This is a genomic window from Modestobacter sp. NPDC049651 (assembly GCF_040659695.1).
In the GTDB taxonomy this organism is placed as follows: Bacteria; Actinomycetota; Actinomycetes; order Mycobacteriales; family Geodermatophilaceae; genus Modestobacter.
In genome coordinates this window covers 18,115-37,128 of sequence record NZ_JBFAOG010000024.1, presented here as the reverse complement: position 1 = coordinate 37,128, position 19,014 = coordinate 18,115, and the positions used below count along the sequence as shown (strand labels likewise).

16 protein-coding genes and 1 pseudogene are annotated in these 19,014 nt (G+C 77.1%); 9 read left to right on the top strand and 8 right to left on the bottom strand.

From position 1 onward, the window contains the following. Nucleotides 1–9: 9 nt before the first annotated feature. Nucleotides 10–3,180 carry a BTAD domain-containing putative transcriptional regulator gene (locus AB0J00_RS21190; protein ID WP_357748870.1) on the bottom strand — a complete coding sequence of 1,057 codons (3,171 nt, stop codon included), beginning with the start codon at nucleotides 3,178–3,180 and terminating at the stop codon, nucleotides 10–12. 72 nt (nucleotides 3,181–3,252) lie between these two features. Here AB0J00_RS21190 and AB0J00_RS21185 point away from each other — a divergent pair, with 72 nt between their 5' ends. Then, nucleotides 3,253–4,131, top strand: a complete 879-nt coding sequence (locus AB0J00_RS21185) for an alpha/beta hydrolase (RefSeq protein ID WP_357748867.1) — start codon at nucleotides 3,253–3,255, stop codon at nucleotides 4,129–4,131. A gap of 112 nt (nucleotides 4,132–4,243) precedes the next feature. Then, nucleotides 4,244–5,848 (top strand): methyl-accepting chemotaxis protein, encoded by a 1,605-nt coding sequence (locus AB0J00_RS21180; protein WP_357748864.1) that lies wholly within the window; start codon nucleotides 4,244–4,246, stop codon nucleotides 5,846–5,848. 30 nt (nucleotides 5,849–5,878) lie between these two features. Here the strand turns inward: AB0J00_RS21180 and AB0J00_RS21175 are convergent, their stop codons facing one another. Genes AB0J00_RS21175 through AB0J00_RS21165 form a run of 3 tightly spaced genes read right to left on the bottom strand, consistent with a single transcriptional unit; the run spans nucleotide 5,879 to nucleotide 8,726 of the window. After that, the gene (locus AB0J00_RS21175; protein ID WP_357748862.1) at nucleotides 5,879–6,688 is read right to left on the bottom strand and encodes an ABC transporter permease subunit; all 810 of its coding nucleotides are present in this window, start codon (nucleotides 6,686–6,688) and stop codon (nucleotides 5,879–5,881) included. Then, nucleotides 6,685–7,614: an ATP-binding cassette domain-containing protein gene (locus tag AB0J00_RS21170; protein ID WP_357748859.1), complete on the bottom strand. Its 930-nt coding sequence runs from the start codon at nucleotides 7,612–7,614 to the stop codon at nucleotides 6,685–6,687. The genes AB0J00_RS21175 and AB0J00_RS21170 overlap by 4 nt, the downstream gene beginning before the upstream one ends. Beyond that, nucleotides 7,611–8,726, bottom strand: a complete 1,116-nt coding sequence (locus AB0J00_RS21165) for a transcriptional regulator (protein ID WP_357748857.1) — start codon at nucleotides 8,724–8,726, stop codon at nucleotides 7,611–7,613. The genes AB0J00_RS21170 and AB0J00_RS21165 overlap by 4 nt, the downstream gene beginning before the upstream one ends. Before the next feature lie 115 nt (nucleotides 8,727–8,841). On the opposite strand from AB0J00_RS21165, the gene AB0J00_RS21160 reads away from it, so the two are divergent. Then, on the top strand, nucleotides 8,842–9,750 hold the full coding sequence (locus tag AB0J00_RS21160; protein ID WP_357748854.1) for a hypothetical protein: 909 nt from the start codon (nucleotides 8,842–8,844) through the stop codon (nucleotides 9,748–9,750). 15 nt (nucleotides 9,751–9,765) lie between these two features. Continuing rightward, the gene (locus tag AB0J00_RS21155; protein WP_357748851.1) at nucleotides 9,766–10,422 is read left to right on the top strand and encodes a hypothetical protein; all 657 of its coding nucleotides are present in this window, start codon (nucleotides 9,766–9,768) and stop codon (nucleotides 10,420–10,422) included. Here the strand turns inward: AB0J00_RS21155 and metF are convergent. Continuing rightward, complete coding sequence (gene metF, locus AB0J00_RS21150) at nucleotides 10,403–11,332, bottom strand: methylenetetrahydrofolate reductase [NAD(P)H] (RefSeq protein WP_357748849.1); 930 nt, start codon at nucleotides 11,330–11,332, stop codon at nucleotides 10,403–10,405. The two genes, AB0J00_RS21155 and metF, sit on opposite strands and share 20 nt — an antisense overlap. A gap of 90 nt (nucleotides 11,333–11,422) precedes the next feature. Between metF and AB0J00_RS21145 the strand changes: the two genes are divergently transcribed. The 3 genes from AB0J00_RS21145 to AB0J00_RS21135 are packed head-to-tail and all read left to right on the top strand — an operon-like array spanning nucleotide 11,423 to nucleotide 14,996. Then, nucleotides 11,423–12,553 (top strand): polyprenyl synthetase family protein, encoded by a 1,131-nt coding sequence (locus AB0J00_RS21145; protein WP_357748846.1) that lies wholly within the window; start codon nucleotides 11,423–11,425, stop codon nucleotides 12,551–12,553. Beyond that, the gene (gene crtI, locus AB0J00_RS21140) at nucleotides 12,550–14,064 is read left to right on the top strand and encodes a phytoene desaturase family protein (RefSeq protein WP_357748843.1); all 1,515 of its coding nucleotides are present in this window, start codon (nucleotides 12,550–12,552) and stop codon (nucleotides 14,062–14,064) included. The genes AB0J00_RS21145 and crtI overlap by 4 nt, the downstream gene beginning before the upstream one ends. Continuing rightward, a complete protein-coding gene (locus AB0J00_RS21135; RefSeq protein ID WP_357748840.1) occupies nucleotides 14,061–14,996 on the top strand; it encodes a phytoene/squalene synthase family protein in 936 nt (311 codons plus the stop codon). The genes crtI and AB0J00_RS21135 overlap by 4 nt, the downstream gene beginning before the upstream one ends. Here the strand turns inward: AB0J00_RS21135 and AB0J00_RS21130 are convergent. From AB0J00_RS21130 to AB0J00_RS21120, 3 genes and pseudogenes are all read right to left on the bottom strand, one after another. Continuing rightward, nucleotides 14,993–15,157 (bottom strand): annotated as a pseudogene (locus AB0J00_RS21130) (lycopene cyclase domain-containing protein); the annotation flags it as partial. The gene AB0J00_RS21135 and the pseudogene AB0J00_RS21130 sit on opposite strands and share 4 nt — an antisense overlap. Before the next feature lie 41 nt (nucleotides 15,158–15,198). Then, nucleotides 15,199–15,543 (bottom strand): lycopene cyclase domain-containing protein, encoded by a 345-nt coding sequence (locus AB0J00_RS21125; protein ID WP_357748837.1) that lies wholly within the window; start codon nucleotides 15,541–15,543, stop codon nucleotides 15,199–15,201. Between the two features lie 7 nt (nucleotides 15,544–15,550). Further along, nucleotides 15,551–15,874: an Rv2175c family DNA-binding protein gene (locus AB0J00_RS21120; RefSeq protein ID WP_357748834.1), complete on the bottom strand. Its 324-nt coding sequence runs from the start codon at nucleotides 15,872–15,874 to the stop codon at nucleotides 15,551–15,553. Between the two features lie 184 nt (nucleotides 15,875–16,058). Between AB0J00_RS21120 and pknB the strand changes: the two genes are divergently transcribed. Continuing rightward, nucleotides 16,059–18,056, top strand: a complete 1,998-nt coding sequence (gene pknB, locus AB0J00_RS21115) for a Stk1 family PASTA domain-containing Ser/Thr kinase (RefSeq protein ID WP_357748831.1) — start codon at nucleotides 16,059–16,061, stop codon at nucleotides 18,054–18,056. A gap of 9 nt (nucleotides 18,057–18,065) precedes the next feature. Further along, entirely contained in the window at nucleotides 18,066–18,992 is a 927-nt protein-coding gene (locus AB0J00_RS21110; protein WP_357748828.1) for a deoxyribonuclease IV, read from the top strand. Nucleotides 18,993–19,014: the final 22 nt, after the last annotated feature.

Sequence of the window (19,014 nt, the reverse complement as noted above, 5' to 3'; positions counted from 1 at the left end):
TGCCGTGGATCAGCCGCCCAGCTGCTGGACCGCGGCGGTCCAGCGGGGCGAGCCGGCGCGGTCGGCCACCTCCCGTGCCGCGGCCAGGTGCCCGTCGGCGGGCCGGCCCAGCAGGCGGGCCAGCCGGGCCAGGTGCACCCCCACCGGGCCGAGGGTGAGCAGGCCGCTGCCCGCTCCGGCCAGCTCGCCGTCGGCCGGCAGCAGCTGCGGGTACCAGCGCTCGGCGGCGGCCCGGTCGCCGAGCCGGACCGCGGCCTCCGCGGCGAGCGCCAGCCGCGCCTCGAGCAGCAGGTCCCGCGGCGGGTCGGGCACGGCGGCCAGCGCGGCGCGGGCCGCCGGCCGGTCGCCGGCGGCGAGCAGCACCAGCGGGCGGGCCTGCGCCGCGTACGGCCCGAGGTCGGCGTCCGCCGGCGGGTGCCCGGGGTCCAGCGAGAGCAGCGCCAACGGCAGCAGCCCCGGCTCCAGCCCGGCCATGCCGCTGCCCGGCAGCCGGGCCGCCGCGGCCCGGTAGGCCGCCGCGGCCGCACCGGCGCTCCCCCGCACCGCCAGCCGCAGCGCCCGGTACCAGTCGGTGAGCACCCCGACCAGCGGCAGCCCGGACCGGTCGGCCAGCTCCTCCGCGGCCGCCGCGGCGCGGTCGGCGACGTCCAGCTCACCCAGCCCCGCGTGCGCCTGCACGGCGAGCAGGTGCCCGGTGACCGCGGCGGTCCCCTGGCCGCCGGCGACCGCCAGCAGCTCACCGGCCAGCGCCGCGCGCTCCGCGGCCAGCCCGGCCCGGGCGAACGTCTGCAGGTAGCGGGCGTCCAGCGCCAGCGCGAGCAGCGCGGGATCGCCCAGCTCCCGGGCCAGCCCGGCCGCCTCGCGCGCCGCCTCGGCGCCGCGCGGCCCGTCGTCCGCCCGCCGCTCCAGCGCGACGGTCACCAGCAGCCGGGCGCGCTCCGCGGTCGCGCCGGCCGGCAGCCCGACCAGGGCGCGCTCGGCCGCTCCGACCAGCCGGGCGGACAGCGTCGGGTCGTCGTTCGTCGTCCAGACCGCCGGGACGGCGGACGCGCCCAGCACCGCCGCGGTCAGCACCGGGTCGCCCACCTGCTCGGCGAGGTCGAGGGCCACCGACCGCTCGGTGCGGGCCGCGGCCAGCCCGCCGGTGACCGCCAGCGCCCGCACCCGGCCGGTCGCCACCTCCAGCCGCAGCCGGGGACCGGCGTCCGGCAGCCGGTCCAGCACGGTCGCGGCGGCGCTCCACCAGCGGGCGGCCTCGTGCGGTGCGGACCGCCGTTCGGCCCGGTCGGCGGCCGCCCGGAACGCCGCCAGCGCACGCTCGGCGGGCACCGCGGTGCCCGCCTGCAGCAGGTGGTGGGCGACCGCGCCGACGTCGTCGGGCCGGAGGTCGGCCAGCAGGTCCGCGAGCGCGGCGTGCCAGCGGGCCCGGCGGGCGAGCGGGACGTCGCCGTACACGGTCTCCTGCACCAGCGCGTGGGCGAACCGCAGCCGGTCCGGCCCCGCCTCCGCGACGAACCCGGCGAGCAGCGCGGCCTCCACCGACGCCAGCACCGCGTCCTCGTCGCCGGCCAGCCGGACCAGGAGCTCGACGTCGACGTCCACGCCCTGGACGGCGGCCTGCCGCAGCACCGTCTGCGCCGGCGCGGGCAGCCGGGCGAGGCGGTGGCGGAGCACGTCGCGCACGCCCGGCGGCACCGACCGCAGCCCGGCCTCGGCCTCCCACAGCCGCAGCAGCTCCCGGGCCAGGAACGGGTTGCCGCCGCTGCGCACCTGCAGCAGGTGCAGCGCCGCGGGCGGCGGGAGCCGGTCGGTGAGCCCGGCGACGAGCTCCGCGGTCTGCGGTCCGGTGAGCCCGCCGAGGTGGACGCGCACGGGCTCGGCCCGGGCCACCCGGCCGAGCGCACCGGTGAGCGCCGGGCCGATCTCGGTCGAGCGGTGGGTGGCCACCACGAGCACGCGGGGCCGGACCGGGTCGGTGGCCAGGGTGCCCAGCAGGGCGAGGGTCTCCTCGTCGGCCCAGTGCAGGTCCTCCAGCACGACCAGCACCGGCGCGGCCGCGGCCAGCGCGGCCCGCACCGCGGCGTGCCGGGCGGACCGGGCGGCGGCCGGGTCGCCGGCCTGCCCGGCCAGGTCGGCGGGAGCGTCGAGCTGGGTGGTCACCTGCTGCCACGGCCAGGCCGGGGGCGCCCCGCCGACCTCGGGGCTCGCCGCGGTCGCGACCGTCCACCCGCGGGCGGTCAGCCGCGCCGCCAGCGCCCGGGTCAGCGCGGTCTTCCCCGCCCCCGCCGCGCCGGACACCAGCGCCAGCTGCGGCCGGCCGGCCACCGCGGCGGCCTCCAGCGCGGCGAGCTCCGCGTCGCGGCCGACGAGGGGCGCGGGCGCCGGCGCCGGCGCGGGCAGCGGCGGCCGCGCGCCGGCGACCAGGGACGGCGCCTGGGCCAGCACGTCGGCCTCCAGCCGGCGCAGCTGCGGCCCCGGGTCGAGGCCCAGCTGGTCGCGCAGCAGCTGCCGGGCCCGGCGCAGCGTGGCCAGCGCGTCGCCCTGCCGGCCGGCCCGGTACTCGGCCAGCGCGAGCAGCCGCCACGCCTCCTCGCGCAGCGGCTCCTCGGCGACCAGGGCGCGCAGCTCGGGCACCGTCTCGGCGGACCGGCCCTCGGCCAGCGCCGCCTCGGCCCGCCGCTGCCGGGCCAGCAGCCGCAGCTCCTCCAGCCGGGCGGCCTCGGCGCGCGCCCACGGCTCACCCGCGAACTCGGCGTACGCGGCGCCCCGCCACGACGCGAGTGCCGCGTCCAGCAGCACGCGGGCGTCGGCGGGGAGGCCGTCGTCCAGCAGGCCGGTGGCGGTGGTGACCTCGGCGGCGAACCGGTCGGCGTCGACCGCACCCGGCGCGGGGCGCAGCGCGTACCCGCCGGCCACGGTGACCAGCAGCGCCGACGGGGTGCGCGGGAGCCGGTCGGGCTCCAGCGCCTTGCGCAGCGCCCCGACGAACGTCTGCACCGCGCCGGCGGCGTGCTCCGGCGGCACCTCCCACAGGTCCTCGACCAGCCGGGGCAGCGGCACCGGCCGGCCGCGGGCGACCAGCAGCCGGGCCAGCACGGCGCGGTGCCGGGGGCCCTTGAGGTCGGCCGGCCGGCCGTCGTCGTCGGCGGCCAGCGGCCCCAGCACCCGGAACTCCGGCATCGACCGGGACGCTACTGCCCGCCCGGGCCGGTGCTGATCGGCTGCTGATCGGGACCGCCGAGGGTGGCGGTCATGACTCCCCCGACCATCACCGGTTTCACCCAGCAGCGGGTCGACGTCGCCGACGGCGTGGCCCTCCACGTCGCCGTCGGCGGCAGCGGCAGCCCGGTCGTGCTGCTGCACGGCTTCCCGCAGACCCACCTGATGTGGCGGCACGTCGCCGCCGACCTGGCCGCCGACCACACGGTCATCTGCCCCGACCTGCGCGGCTACGGCGCCAGCGACAAGCCGGCCGACGACGGGCAGGCGTACAGCAAGCGCACGATGGCCGCCGACGTCGTCGCCGCGGCCCGGGCGCTGGGGCACGAGCGGTTCGCGCTGGCCGGGCACGACCGCGGCGCGCTGGTCGCGATCCGGACCGGGCTGGACCACCCGGACGCCGTCACGCACCTGCTCTCCCTCGACGTGCTGACCAACCTCGACACCTGGGACGTGCTGTCCGGGCTGAGCGCCTCGGTCGCCTGGCACCTCTACCTGATGGCCCAGCCGGCCGGCCTGCCCGAGCAGCTGATCGGCGGCGCGCCGGACGCCTTCTTCGGCCACTTCCTCGACGTCTGGGCGCACGACCCCGCGGCGGTGCCGGCCGACGTCCGCGCGGCCTACCTGGCCGCCTGCCGCGACGCCGTCCCGTCGATCGTCGCCGACTACCGGGCGTCGGCCACGGTCGACGTCGCGCACGACCGCGCCGACCGGGCCGCCGGCGCCCGGTTGAGGATGCCGGTGACCGTGCTGCAGCAGGACTGGGGTCCCGAGCTGAGCTCCGGCGCGGCGGCGATGTGGGCGGCCTGGGCCGACGACCTCGAGCACCGCACCGTGACCGCCGGGCACTTCATGGCGGAGGAGGCGCCGGCGGAGGTGGTGGAGGCGCTGCGGGAGCTTCTCGCGCGCTGACCCCTTCGGGTCAGGTGCAATTCGATGGGGCATCACTCAACGTGTCGGGGTCATTACTGAGATGGGCGCCCGATCGGTGCCCGCTCATGACGCCACCTCGGAGGACCTCCTCGTGCGCACCACCCCGGCCCGCTCCCCGTTCCGCGACGCGGGCATCGCCACCAAGATCATCGCTGCGGTCTCGGTGGCGGTGCTCGTCGCCGTCGTCGTCGGCCTGCTGGGCCTGCGGAGCCTGGGCCACACCGCCGACGCGACCGACGAGATGTACCGCAAGCAGCTGCTGGGCTCCGCGGCGGTCGAGACGGTGCGGTCGGAGTTCTACGCCGTCCGGCTGGCCGGCACGAACTACGCCATCGCCCCGGACGCCGCCGCCCGCGCCGGCTACCTGCAGGACCGCAACGACGCCTACGCGGCGCTCGAGCAGGCCGCCCGGGACTACGAGGCCACCGGGCTCACCAGCACCGGCCAGCAGCTCATCGACGCCGTGCTGGACGGGGTCGCGCAGTACAAGCAGGGCATGGTGCAGCTGGACGCGCTGGCCGACGCCGGTGACCTGGCCGGCTGGTCGCAGGCCCGCGCGACGGTCGTCGCGCCGGTCGCCAAGGACGTGCTGGCGACCATCGACGAGCTGGCCGAGCGCCGGCAGACCAAGTCCGCGGCCAGCGCGGCCGCGGCGGTCGCCGAGTACCACTCCACCCGCACCGTGCTGCTGGTCGTGATCGTCGCCGGGGCCGCGCTCGCGCTGACCACCGGCCTGCTGGTGGCCCGCAGGATCACCCGCGGCCTGCGCCGGGTGCAGGCGACCGCCGAGGCGCTCGCCGCCGGCGACCTCACCCGCCCCGCCGGGCTCGGGTCGCACGACGAGGTCGGCCGCACCGGTGCCGCGCTGGACGGCGCGCTGGCCGAGCTGCGCACCGTGCTCGGCGCGGTCGCCGGCTCCGCGGACGCCGTTGCCGCCTCCTCCGAGGAGCTGTCCGCCTCGTCGGCGCAGATCGCCGCGGCCGCGGAGGAGACCGCCGTCCAGTCGACGGCGGTGTCGACCTCGGCCGAGGAGGTCAGCCGGAACGTCGCCACGGTCGCCGCGGGCGCCGAGCAGATGGGCGCCTCGATCCGGGAGATCAGCTCGAACGCGTCGGAGGCCGCGCGGGTCGCCGCCGACGCCGTCGCCGAGGCCCGGGCCACCACCGCGACGATCGAGCAGCTGGGCACCTCCAGCGAGCAGATCGGCGCCGTGGTCAAGACGATCACGAGCATCGCGGAGCAGACGAACCTGCTGGCGCTGAACGCGACCATCGAGGCCGCCCGCGCCGGGGAGGCCGGCCGCGGCTTCGCGGTCGTCGCCACCGAGGTCAAGGAGCTGGCCCAGGAGACCGCCCGGGCCACCGAGGACATCGCCCGCCGGGTGCAGGCCATCCAGGGCGACACCGCCGGCGCGGTCGCCGCGATCGGCCGGATCAGCACGGTCATCGGCTCGATCAACGACTTCCAGCTGACCATCGCCTCGGCGGTGGAGGAGCAGACGGCGACCACCAACGAGATGTCCCGGTCGGTGCAGGAGGCGGCCGGCGGGTCGACCGCGATCGCCGGCAACATCACCGGGGTGTCCACCGCCGCCGGGGCGACCACCGAGGCGCTCGGTCAGACCCGGGTCGCCGTCGACGAGCTGGCCCGGATGGCCGCCGACCTGCGCGCCGGCGTCGCCCGCTTCACCTTCTGACGAGGGTCCGCCCGGGACGTCACCTCCTGGTCAGGAGGTGACGTCCTTGGTGGTGAAGTTGGCCCACGCCGCCCCCAGCAGGACGACGACGTACACCGCCTGCAGGCCCAGCCCCCGCACCACGTCCCGCCACAGGATCGGCTCCCGGAACAGGTCGACGAACGCCAGCCAGTACCGGGTCGGCAGGTAGGGGGCGATCGAGCTGGCGGCGTCCAGGGTGAAGAGCAACGACGACGCGACCAGCACCCCCAGCGCCCCCAGCATCGCCACCAGCGGTGAGTCGGTGAGGGTGGAGAAGAACAGCGCGAACGCCGCGACGCCGAGCATCGACACGCTCACGTAGCCGATCGCCAGCAGGGTGCGCTGCACGATCTGGGCGCTGGTCAGGGTGGTGCCGCCCAGCGAGGTGCCGCCGATCGGCTGGACGTCGAAGAACAGCCGGCCCACCAGGTAACCGACCGCGGCCACCACGATCACGGTGACGAACACGAACGCGAACACCGACACCAGCTTCGCGACCAGCAGCCGGGTGCGGCCGGCCGGGCGGGCCAGCAGGTAGCGCAGCGTGCCGGCCTGCGCCTCCCCGGCCACCGCGTCGCCGGCGATCAGCGCGACGGCGATCGGCAGGAACAGCGGCAGCACGATCGCCAGCGCGGCCAACGGGTAGAGCGTGCCGTTGGTCAGCACCGCGGACAGGAACGCCGGCCCCTCCCCCGGCCGCGGCGCCAGGTCGGTGAGGCTGATCAGCACCCCGACCAGCACCGGCAGCGCGTTGAGCAGCGCGATGGTCACCCAGGTGCGCGGACGGCGGAACAGCTTGCGCAGCTCGACGGCGATCACCGGCGGGCCCCCGGCGCCTCGACCCGGTCGGCGCTGGTGCTCGCCGCGGCCAGCACCACCTCCTCCAGCGAGGGCCGCTGCAGCGCGAGCCCGGTGACCGGAACCCCGGCGGCCACCAGCGCCGCGTTCACCTCGGCCGGGTCGCTCCCGCGCACCACCGCCCGGGTCTCGCCCAGCGCGAGCACCCGCCCGTCGAGCGCGGCGCGCACCCGCTGCGGGTCGGGTGTCTCGACGACGGTCGCACCGGTCGGGGCGGTCAGCCGGGCCAGCTCGTCCTGCAGCACCAGCCGGCCGCGGTCGAGCACGCCGACCCGCGTGGCCAGCTGCTCGACCTCGGCCAGCAGGTGGCTGGAGAGGAAGACCGTCGTCCCGGTGCGGTTGAGCTCCAGCAGCAGGTCGCGGACCTCGTGGATGCCCTGCGGGTCCAGCCCGTTGGTCGGCTCGTCGAGCACCAGCAGCTCCGGACGGCGCAGCAGCGCGGCGGCCAGCCCGAGCCGCTGGCGCATGCCCAGCGAGTAGGCCTTCACCGGACGGCGGCCGACCCCGGCCAGCCCCACCTGCTCCAGCACCGTCTCGATCCGGGTGCGGCGGGTGCGGCGCGCACCGCCCGGGCCGGCGGCGTCCAGCAGCGCGAGGTTGGCCCGGCCGGAGAGGTGGCCGTAGTGGGCCGGGCTCTCGATCAGCGCGCCCACCCGGGGCAGCACCTTCCGCCCGGCCCGGGGCATCCGCTGCCCGAGCACCTCCACCTCCCCGGCGGTCGGCAGCACCAGGCCCAGGAGCATCCGCACCGTCGTCGTCTTGCCCGAGCCGTTCGCGCCGAGGAAGCCGTAGACGTCGCCGGCGCGGACGTCGAGGTCGATCCCGTCGACCGCCCGCACCTGCCCGTAGCGCTTCTGCAGCCCCCGGGTGGCGATCACCGTCGTCATCGGTCTCCTGATCTCAGGGTCGTGAGCACCCCGTCGGCGGCGGCGCGCAGCGCGTCGAGGGTGACGGTGCCCGACAGCAGCAGGCCGCCCCGTCCGCCGTCGACGAGCATCAGCCCCAGCGGCCCGGCCGACACCCGCACGCCGAGGTCGTCGACGACCGCGCCGGGTGCGGCGGTGAGCGTCGGGCGCAGCGCGTCGACGACCCGACCGGGCACGGCCGCGACCGCCAGCTCCGTCACGCCCCGGCCGTAGACGCCGACCTGGCCGGGTGCGCCCTCGACCGGGCGGCGGTCCAGCCCGGCCAGCGTGCCCGGCAGCGGCAGCCGGAACGCCCGGCGGCCGATGACGTCGAGCAGCTCGCGGGCCTGGTCGTCGCTGCGCACCGTCGCGCCCGCCGGCGGGGTGAACGCGGTCACCGACGCGGCCGGGCGCTCCTGCTCGAAGGACAGGAAGCCGGTGTCCAGCGACGGTGCCGCGGCCGTTCCGTGGACCCGCACCCGCAGCGGCACCCCGGTGCCGGCGTCGACCCAGACGTCGACCCGCTCGACCGACGCGGCGTCCGCGGCGGGGGTGATCCGCAGGCCCAGCGCGTCGCGCCCGGCGACCCGCTCGGCACCGGCCCGGCGGAGCTCGCCGTCGTCCGCCTCGGCCAGCAGCCGCCGGCCCAGCGCGCTGGGCAGCAGGTCCGGCGCGGTCGGCAGGGCGAGCGGGGTCGGCCGGGTGCGGGTCGCGCGGGCGTCCTCGTACTCCCAGGTCCAGGTGCCGTCGGCGTCGCGGTGGGTGCCGGTCTCGCCGGTGGGGGTGACCACGTCGACGCGCCAGTCCGCGGGGCCGCGGTACCAGGCGCGCATCGTCGTCCGGTCGCTGAGCAGGTCGGCCACCGAGGTGAGCTGCGCGCCCACCGGCAGCGCCAGGCCGCCCGCGGACTCCGCGTAGCCGGTGAACGCGACGTCGGCGGAGGCGAGCGCCCGGTCGCGGAGGTCGACCGCCGACACGTCGGCGTCGGAGGCGGGCAGGGCGCCGATCAGCGGCGGCAGCGCGGCGAGCACCGCCACGGCGGCCGCGACGACCGCCCAGCGGCGCGCCGCTCCGGTTCGCCGCCGACCAGCCACGACCCACCGTACGTCGGCGCCGGGCCGGGACGCGCTTGGACGTTCACGTGCACAGGGTCGGCACAGCCGACGGAGGGCGCGCCCGCGGCCGCTCCGGTGCCGATACCGTCGGGGCATGGACCCGACCGCCGACGGGGACGCGCTGTGGCCGACCCGGTACCTGACCGGCGACCGGCTGGTGGTCGTCCGCGGCAACGGGGCGACCGGGGCACCACCGACGCCGGCCCCGGCGTGGCCGGGCACCGCGCCGTCGGCGGCCGTCGAGGGGATGGCGGCCGTGGGCCGCTGGTGGCACCAGCTGGACGGCGGGCAGAAGGCCGTCCTGGTGGTGCTGCTCGTGCTGCTCACCGGCGGGCTGGGCCTGGTCGTTCCGCTGGCCGGGGTGCTCGCCCAGCGGGAGCTGGAGCAGCGCGGCACCCGACCGGCCGCCCTGCCGCCGGGGCGGCCGCCGTCGCCGGAGGCGGTGCTCGCCTCCTGGGACACCCTGGAGGCCCGGGTCGCCGCGGCCGCCGGCCGGGCCTGGGCGGAGACGCAGCGGGAACCGTCCTGGCACTCCCCCCACCTGGCCGCGAACCGGGCGGCGTTCGACGGCGCCGCCGAGGTCGACGCGATCGTCGACCTCGCCCTGCGCATCCAGCGCACCCGCTACGAGCTCGGTCCCCGCCCGGCCGGCCCGGCGGCGGAGTACTGGGACCGCCAGCGGACCGCCCTCGACCGCGCGGCGCACCAGCTGGGCCGCCGGGCGGACGCCCTCATCCGGCACCGCGACCAGGCCGCCGCGCTCTCGGTCGAGCTGCGGCACCTCGCCGACCTCGAGCGGCTGGAGCGCAGCGCGGTCGCCGTCGACGACCTGACGCTGGCCACCGCGGCCGGCGGCCCGGGCGAGCCCCGGCTGGCGCAGGTGGCCGACGACATCGCCGCCGTGCGCCGGGCGATGACCGACCTGGTGGACCTGATGACCCGCACCCGGGCGCCGCTGGTCGACCCGCCCCCGCCGTTGCCGGAGCGGGACCGGCCCAGCTGACCTAGCGTGCGCTGCATGGCTGCTCCCATCAGCGACGCCGTCGTCGTCGACGTGCTCCGGCGGGTCGACGGCGTGCTGGCCCCGCTCGCCCAGCGGCTGGGCCGCCCGCCGCAGGTGCCCGCCGCGCAGCGGGCCGCCTGGTGGGCCGACCGGGTGAGCCGGGTCGCCGCCGGCGTGTCCGCGGCCCCGCGGTTCGCCGGCAAGCTCGCCGACCTGCTGCCGCTGCAGAACACCGTCGGCTCGGCGGTGCAGGCGCTGGTCGTCGTCGGCGTCGCCACCGAGCACGGGCTGACCGACCCGGCAGCCCGGGTGTCGTTGCTGGCCCGGGTGCTGCTGGACCGCGACCTCCCGGCCGACCGGGTGCGCGGCCTGCTGCAGCCGTCCCGCGTCGGCTACGTCGCCGAGGCGTTCGGTGAGCGGCGGACCGGGGTGCGCGGCGCCGCCCGCAGCCTGTGGCGGGTGTCCCGGCTGCTGGGCCGCATCGACGACGCCCTGGACGCCCGGCCCAAGGGCAAGCTGCGCCACCGGGCGCTCGGCCAGCTGCCGGTGGTCGGCGTGGCCGGCGGCTACGCCGCCGAGCGGGAGGGCCTGCGCCGCGCCGCCCGGCAGGCGGAGCAGCTGCTCACCGGCGCCCCGACCGGCGACGGCGCGGTCAGCGGACCGCGGCCGTGAGCGCGGCGGTGTCCTCGGCCGGGACCCCGGCCAGCGCCGCGTAGACCTCCCGCGTCGCGGTCGACCGGTTCATGGTGATGAAGTGGATGCCCGGGATGCCCTCGGCCAGCAGCGTCCGGCACATCTCGGTGGCCACCTCCACGCCCAGCGCCCGGACGGCGGCCCGGTCCTCGGGGCGGTCGCCGTCCAGCGCGGCGAACCGCTCGGCCAGCGCCGGCGGGAACGCCTGACCGGACAGCTGCACGATGCGCTCGATCTGCCGGGCGTTGGTGACCGGCATGACCCCGGCGACGAGCGGGACGTCGCAGCCGCGGGCGGCGACCCGGTCGCGCAGCCGCAGGTAGTCCTCGACCTGGAAGAACATCTGGGTGATCGCGAAGTCGGCGCCGGCCCGGCACTTGGCCACGAACATGTCCAGGTCGGTGTCCGGGTCGGGTGACCGCGGGTGCCCCTCGGGGAAGGCGGCGACGCCGACGCAGAAGTCGCCGATGCCCTTGACCAGCTCGACCAGCTCGGCGGCGTACCGCAGCCCCGCCGGGTGCTCCCGCCACTCCGCCTGCGGGTCGGCGCCCGGCGGGTCACCGCGCAGGGCCAGCAGGTTGCGCACCCCCGCCGACGCCAGCCGGCTCACCACGTGGCGCAGCTCGGCGACGCTGTGGTCGACCGCGGTCAGGTGCGCCAGCGGCAGCATCGTGGTCTCCGCGGCGATCCGCTCGGTCACCGCGACGGTGCCCTCCCGGGTCGAGCCGCCGGCGCCGTAGGTGACCGACACGAACGAGGGCTGCAGCCTCTCCAGGTCGCGCAGCGCGGTCCACAGCTGCTCCTCGCCGGCCTCGTTCTTCGGCGGGAAGAACTCGAAGGACCACGTGGGTCGCCCGGTCCCGAGCAGCTCGCGCACGGTTGCGGTCATGCCTGGCGAGGGTACGGGTCAGCGGTGACCCAGCGCGCCCGGCCCATGGCGGAGTCATCGCGCACGGCCGTGTTGGGCAATACTCGCTCCGTGATCGTCGGTACGCCGCAGCGCGGCTCCCTCCCCGGCTCGCCCTCCGTGGCGGACGCCGCCGAGCTGGAGCGGCTGCGCGGCGTCGTCGGCGCGACCCTCTCGGCGTTCCTCACCGAGCAGCGCGACACGCTCGCCGCGATGGCGCCGGAGCTGGCCCCGGTCGCCGAGGAGGTCATCGCGGTGGCCGCCGGCGGCAAGCGGCTGCGCCCGGCCTTCGCCTACTGGGGGTGGCGCGGCTTCGGCGACCCCCTCGCCCCGGCCACCGAGGACGACGAGGCGGTGCTGCGCGCGGTCGCCGCGCTGGAGCTGGTGCACGGCAGCGCCCTGGTGCACGACGACGTGATGGACGGCGCCGACACCCGCCGCAACCGGCCGGCCACCCACATCGGCTTCGCCGACCGGCACCGCACCGGCACGCTGGACGGTGACGCCGCGGCCTTCGGGGTGGGCGCGGCGATCCTGGTCGGCGACCTGGCGCTGGTCTGGTCCGACGAGCTGCTGCGCCGCTCGGGCATCTCCCCCGCCGCGCTCGGCCGGGCCCGCCCGGTCTGGGACACGATGCGCACCGAGGTCACCGCGGGGCAGTACCTGGACCTGCTGCGCGCCGCCGGCGGCCTGCCCGGCCCGGCCGGTGCGCTGACCGTGGCCCGCTACAAGAGCGCCGGCTACACCGTGCAGCGTCCGCTGCAGCTGGGCGCCGCGCTCGCCTCGGCCGGGCCGGAGGCGCAGCGGGCCTGCACCGCCATCGGGCTGCCGCTGGGCGAGGCGTTCCAGCTGCGCGACGACGTCCTCGGCGTGTTCGGCGACCCCGAGGTGACCGGCAAGTCCGCCGACGACGACCTGCGCGAGGGCAAGCGCACGCTGCTGGTCGCGCTGACCGAGCAGGAGGCCGACGGCCCGGGCCGCGCGCTGCTGGGCGCCGCCCTCGGCGACCCCGCCGCCAGCGCCGCCGACCTGGACCGGCTGCGCGGGCTGATGGTGAGCACCGGCGCCCGGGAGCGGGTCGAGGAGCGGATCGCCGAGCAGACCGACCGGGCCCGCCAGGCGATCGCCGACGCGCCGCTGGCCGAGGACGCCCGGGTCGCGCTCGACGCGCTCGCCGTGGCCGCGACCTCCCGCACCGCGTGAGCGGCCTCCTGCACCGCGGTCCGCGCACCGTGCCCGGGCGCACCGACCGGGTCGTCGTCGTCGGCGCGGGCCTCGCCGGGCTGTCGACGGCGCTGCGGCTGCGCGGCGCCGGCCGCGAGGTGACCGTCGTCGAGCGGGCCGAGGGGCCCGGCGGGCGGGCCGGGGTGGTCACCCGGGCCGGCTACACGCTGGACACCGGGCCGTCGGTGTTCACCGCCCCGGAGGTGGTCGCCGACGCGCTGGCCGCCGTCGGCGAGCGGCTGGAGGACCGGCTCACGCTGGTGCCGCTGCAGACGACCTACCGGGCGCAGTTCGGCGACGGCTCGCACCTGGACGTGCACGCCGACCGGGACGCCTTCGCCGCCGAGGTCGAGCAGCTGGCCGGCCCGGCCGAGGCCGCTGCGCTGCGCGCCTACCTCGACGACCTGGCCGACCTCTACCGGCTGCAGCTGGACACCTTCATCGACCGCAACCTCGACACCCCGCTGGACCTGCTCGGCGCGCCGCTGGTGCAGCTGGTCCGGCGGGGCGGGTTCCGCCGGCTGTCCTCGCACGTCGACCGCGCGTTCACCGACGAGCGGCTGCGCCGGCTGTTCAGCTTCCAGGCGCTCTACGCCGGCGTCTCGCCGTTCCGGGCCATCGCCGCCTACGCGGTCATCGCGCAGCTGGACATCGGCGCCGGCGTCTGGCACCCCGTCGGCGGGATCGGCGCCGTGCCTCGCGCGCTGGCCGCCGCGGCCGCCGACGCGGGCGTGGTGTTCCGGTACGGCGCGGACGTCGCGGAGCTGGAGACCAGCGGTTCCCGGGTCACCGCCGTCCGGCTGGCCGATGGCGACCGGCTGCCGGCCGACGCCGTGGTGGTCACCGCCGACGCCCCGCACCGGCTGGTGCCGGGCCTGCGCGGACCGCGCCGGCCGGTGTACTCGCCGTCCTGCGTGGCGCTGCACCTCGGCGTCCGCGCCCCGCTGCCCGGGCAGGCGCACCACACGATCAGCTTCGGGAACAGCTGGCGGCAGGTGTTCGACGAGCTCACCCGCGACGGCCGCCCGATGAGCGACCCGAGCCTGCTGGTCAGCATGCCCTCGCGCACCGACCGGTCGCTGGCGCCGGGTGAGGGGCAGGTGCTCAGCGTGGTCGCGCCCACCCCCAACCTCGACCCGCGCAGCGGCGGCAACCCCGACCTGGACTGGCCCCGGCTGCGCGGCCCCTACCGCGAGGAGCTGCTGGCCACCCTCGAGGCGCGCGGCTGGACCGGGATCAGCGACGCGATCGAGGTCGAGGAGCTGCTGGACCCCCAGGACTGGGCCGCCCAGGGCATGGCGGCGGGCACCCCGTTCGCGCTGGCGCACACGTTCGGCCAGACCGGCCCGTTCCGCACCCCGACCCTGCCCCGGCGGGGACCGGAGAACGTGGTGCTGGCCGGGTCGTCGGTGCAGCCCGGCGTCGGGGTGCCCATGGTGCTGATGAGCGGCCGGCTGGCCGCCGAGCGGATCACGGGAGCTGCACGTTGACCACCACCGCCGACCGGCAGGCGCAGCTGGACGCCGCCTACCGGCACTGCGCCGCGATCGCCGCGCGGCACGGCAAGAGCTACCACCTGGCCACCCGGCTGCTCACCGCCGACCGGCGGCCCGCGGTGCACGCCCTGTACGCCGCCGCGCGCACCGCCGACGACTTCGTCGACGTCCCCGGCGCCGACCCGTCCGGTGACCTGCTGAGCTGGTCGAAGGCGCTGCTCGACGAGCTGGCGACCGGCTGGTCCGAGGACCCGGTGCGCCTGGCGCTGGTGCACACCTACCGCCGCTACGACATCCCGGTCGAGCACCTGGTCGACTTCCTCGCCGCGATGACCAGCGACCTCGACGTCACCGGCTACGCCGACCTCGACGCGCTGGACCGGTACATGTGGGGCTCGGCGTCGGTGATCGGCCTGCAGGTGCTGCCCGTGCTCGGCACGGCCCCCGGCGTGGTCCGGGCGGAGGCCGAGCCGCACGCCGTCGCGCTGGGCGAGGCGTTCCAGCTGACCAACTTCCTGCGCGACGTGGCCGAGGACGTCGACCGCGGCCGGGTCTACCTGCCCGCCGACCTGATGGCCGCCCACGGCGTCACCCGCGAGCAGCTCGCCCGCCGCGAGCACACCCCGGGCTTCACCGCGCTGATGCGGGAGATGGTCGCGGTCACCCGCCGCCGCTACGACGACGCCGCGCCCGGCACCCGGCTGCTCGCCCGCGAGTCGCGGGACTGCGTGCGGGCGGCCACCGACCTGTACGGCGGCATCCTCACCGAGATCGAGAAGGCCGACTACCGGGTGCTCGACCGGCGGGTGCGGGTCTCCCGACCGCGGCGCCTGGCCGTGTTCGCCCGCCGGTTGACCGCCGCCCAGCTGGCCAGGGTCAGCGTCACCATCGCCCAGCCGAACAGCAGGTCCTCGACCGGGGCGTAGGCGATCCGCGGGCCCCAGATCGCGCCCGGGTCGTAGGTCACCACACCGAGGCCGGTGAGCACGCCGTTCATCAGCAGCTGGAAGGTGATGATGATCGCGTACGCGGTCCAGTACGCCCGCCGCGTCACCATCCGCGTGCGGTAGACGGCCAGGTCGAGCACGAGCACCACCACGACGGCCGTGACGGCGAGCGCCGAGTAGCTCACGGGCTCTCCTCCTCGGCGGGGTAGCCGGCGTCCCACCCGGTCACCTTCCGCACCGCCTCCAGCGCGAGCACCGAGGCGAGCGGCACGACGAGGAAGAACAGCACCTCCTCGACCGGGATGCCGCCGGGCAGCCGGAGGCCGAGGGTGTAGCGGTCGCTGTAGTCCCAGTGCCCCTGGGCGATGGCGTACAGCACCCACACCACGAAGACGGTGAACTCCGGCAGCACCGCCAGCAGGAGCCGCCGCCACCGCGCGTAGACCCGCACGCCGAGGAAGACCTCCAGCGGCGCGGTCACGACGAGGCACCCGACCAGCAGCACCAGGTAGGTCAGGTGCCCCATCGCGGCGTCAGAACGCCAGGGCCTGGGCGCGCCGGGTGACCTCGGTGTGCCGGTCGTCGCGCAGCGCCTGCACCGGCGTGCCCGGCAGCGACTCGTCGTCCCGGAACAGCCAGTCGAACGCCTCCTGCTCGGAGTAGCCGCCGTCGAGCAGGACGGTGAGCAGGCCGGGCAGGTGCCGGAGCACCTCGCCGTCCTGGATGAAGTCGGCGGGGATCCGGCTGTTGCCGCTGCCCGGGACGGCGAGCATCTTGTGCTCGCGGAGCAGCTGGCGGACCCGGTTGGGCGAGACGCCGAGGACCTCGGCGACCTCCGCGGCGGTGAGCGTGTCCATAGGCCTCCAGCCTAGGGCGCCGCCCACCTGCGCCGACGGCTGGACGCCGCAGGGCCCCGCCGTCCAGCCGCTGGACCCCGGTCGGTGCGTCCGTCCAGCCCGACGGGTCACTTCCGCCACACGCCCCCGACAGGTCCGCGTCGCATCGTCCAGCGGCGCCCTTCCACTCCTAGACTCACCCGGTGTGGAGACCGTCGTGACCGACCCCGCGGTCGGCCTCGTCCTCGAGGGGCGCTACCGCCTCGAGGAGCGCGTGGCGCGCGGCGGCATGTCCACCGTCTACGCCGCCACCGACCTGCGGCTGGACCGCACGGTCGCGGTGAAGGTGATGGCCGAGCACCTCGCGCACGACCCGGCGTTCGTCGGCCGGTTCACCCGCGAGGCCCGCGCCGCCGCCATGCTGAGCCACCCCAACGTGGTGTCGGTGAGCGACCAGGGCAGCGACCAGGGCCTGGTGTTCCTGGTCATGGAGCTGATCCGCGGCCGCACGCTGCGCGACCTGCTGCAGGCCCGCGGCCGGCTCACCGTCGGCGAGGCGTTCGCCGTGCTGGAGCCGGTGCTCGCCGGGCTGTCCGCCGCGCACCGGGCCGGCATCGTGCACCGCGACGTGAAGCCCGAGAACGTGCTGATCGCGACCGACGGCCAGGTCAAGGTCGCCGACTTCGGCCTGGCCCGCGCGCTGGCCGGCACCGGGCAGACCAGCCACACCGGCGGCGTGCTCATCGGCACCGTCGCCTACCTCTCGCCCGAGCAGCTCGAGCGCGGCCGCAGCGACGCCCGCAGCGACGTCTACGCCGCCGGGATCGTGCTCTACGAGCTGCTCACCGGGCACCCGCCGTACGCCGGCGACACCCCGCTCGCCGTGGCCTACCAGCACGTCCACCACGACGTGCCGGCACCGTCGGAGGAGGTCCCGGGCCTGCCCTGGCAGGTCGACGACCTGGTCACCCGCAGCACCCGCCGCGACGTGGCGGCCCGCCCGCTGGACGCGGGGGCGTTCCTCGCCGAGATCACCCACCTGCGCGCCGACCTCGGCGTGGCCCGGGTGCCGGTGCCCACCGGCCGCGGCGCGGAGAACCCGACGACGACGCTGCGGCCCACCAACCGGGCCACCGCGCCGCGCCCCCGGCACCCCAGCTCCCCGCAGACCGCCGGCGACCCGCACACCGAGGTGCTGCCCGGCGGCCGGTCCCGCGGCACCTCGATGCTGCCGGGCATGGGTGCCGGCCCGACCACGCACGTCGCCGGCGCCCGCCCCGGGGTCGCCCCCCGGCGCCCCGGCGTGCCGGCGCACATCCGCCGCCGCCGCGCCCGGCTGGGCATCGCCGTCGTCCTGCTGCTGGCGGTGACCATCGGCGCGATCGCCTGGTGGTTCGGCTCCGGCCGCTGGACCGACGTGCCGGCGGAGCTGGTCGGGCAGACCCAGGCCGACGCGTTCGGGCACATCCAGGAGGCGGGCCTGGACCCCAAGGTGGTCGACGAGCAGTTCAGCGAGACCGTGCCGAAGGGCACGGTCATCAAGGCCTCCCCCGACGCGGGTGAGCTCATCCGCGGCGACGACGTGCAGCTCGTCGTCAGCAAGGGGCTGGAGCGGTTCACCGTCGACCCCGGGCTCACCGGCAAGACCCTCGACGAGGTCAAGGCCGCGCTGGCGAAGACGCCGGTCACCCTGCAGACCGCCGAGGACTACGACGCCAAGGTGCCCGCCGGCAGCGTCATCCGTTTCGACCCGCAGGCCGGCACCGAGCTCAAGCGCGGTGACACCGTGACCGCGGTGGTCAGCCAGGGCCACGAGCCGGTCAAGGTGCCCGACGTCGTGGGCGCCCAGCCCGACGCCGCCCGCGACACCCTCGAGCAGCTCGGGTTCACCGTCGCCGACGTGCAGCACTCCCGCAGCGCCGACGTGCCCAAGGGCACCGTCATGACCGTGTCGCCCACCGGCACCCAGGACTACGGTGCGACGATCACCCTGACCGTCTCCGACGGCGTCCCGCAGGTGCAGGTGCCCGACGTGACCGGGAAGTCCAAGGACGAGGCCGTCGCGGCGCTGCAGGCCGCCGGGCTCAAGGCCGACGTGCAGACCTTCATCTCCGGGAACCGGGTGTTCAACCAGAGCCCGAAGAAGGGCGAGACCGTCGACCAGGGCAGCACCGTCAAGATCCTCATCAGCTTCGGAGGCTGAGCTCCACCCGTGGCAGCACCGCACACCACAGCCCTGCCCGCGATCGGCGCGCACGTCCAGACGAAGGGCGGCCTGGCCAGGGGCGGGCTCGCCTACACCGACGCGGTCGCCGCCCGCGCCGTCCAGGTGTTCGTCGGCAACCCCCGCGGCTGGCGGCTCACCGACGGCGACCCCCGGCAGGACGCCGCGTTCGTCGAGGGCTGCGCCGAGCGCGGGGTGCCGGCGTTCATCCACACGCCGTTCCTGGTGAACGTCGGCTCCCCCACCGAGGCGACCGTCGAGCAGTCGGTCGCCTCGATCGCGCACAACCTGCGCCGCGGCACCGAGCTCGGCGTCCGCGGCGTCGTCGTGCACGCCGGCTCCGCCGTCGGCGAGGACCGGTACGAGGCGGCGCTGGCCCAGCTGCACGACCGGCTGCTGCCGGTGCTGGAGGCGCTGCCCGACGGCGCGCCGCGGCTGCTCGTCGAGCCCACCGCCGGCGGCGGCAAGGCGCTCGCCGCGACCGTCGAGGACCTCGGCCCCTACTTCGCGGCGCTGGAGGACCACCCGTCGGTCGGCGTCTGCTTCGACACCTGCCACGTCTGGGCCGCCGGGCACGACCTGGCCACGCCCGGCGGGATGACCGCCACCCTCGACACCCTGGTCGCCACCGTCGGCACCGGGCGGCTCGGCCTGGTGCACGCCAACGACTCGCTCGACCCGTGCGGCTCGGTGCGCGACCGGCACGCCACCATCGGCGCCGGCACCATCACCGCCGGCCCGTACGGCACCGGACCGTTCGCCGAGCTGCTCGCCCACCCGGAGACGGCCGGTGTCGCGGTGGTCGTCGAGACGCCGTCCGAGCGGGACGGCGTCGCCTGGGCCGGCCACGCCGCGGACATCGCACTGCTGACGGCGCTGCGCGACGGCACCGCCACCTCCGAGGCCGCCGCCTGACCCACTTTCGGCGCCGAAAGTG

Bases quoted from the DNA above. Each gene is read 5' to 3' on its own strand.
- AB0J00_RS21190 (WP_357748870.1), bottom strand. From the start codon at position 3,180: ATGCCGGAGTTCCGGGTGCTGGGGCCGCTGGCCGCCGACGACGACGGC.
- AB0J00_RS21185 (WP_357748867.1), top strand. From the start codon at position 3,253: ATGACTCCCCCGACCATCACCGGTTTCACCCAGCAGCGGGTCGACGTC.
- AB0J00_RS21170 (WP_357748859.1), bottom strand. From the start codon at position 7,614: ATGACGACGGTGATCGCCACCCGGGGGCTGCAGAAGCGCTACGGGCAG.
- AB0J00_RS21160 (WP_357748854.1), top strand. From the start codon at position 8,842: ATGGACCCGACCGCCGACGGGGACGCGCTGTGGCCGACCCGGTACCTG.
- AB0J00_RS21155 (WP_357748851.1), top strand. From the start codon at position 9,766: ATGGCTGCTCCCATCAGCGACGCCGTCGTCGTCGACGTGCTCCGGCGG.
- metF (WP_357748849.1), bottom strand. From the start codon at position 11,332: ATGACCGCAACCGTGCGCGAGCTGCTCGGGACCGGGCGACCCACGTGG.
- AB0J00_RS21125 (WP_357748837.1), bottom strand. From the start codon at position 15,543: ATGGGGCACCTGACCTACCTGGTGCTGCTGGTCGGGTGCCTCGTCGTG.
- AB0J00_RS21120 (WP_357748834.1), bottom strand. From the start codon at position 15,874: ATGGACACGCTCACCGCCGCGGAGGTCGCCGAGGTCCTCGGCGTCTCG.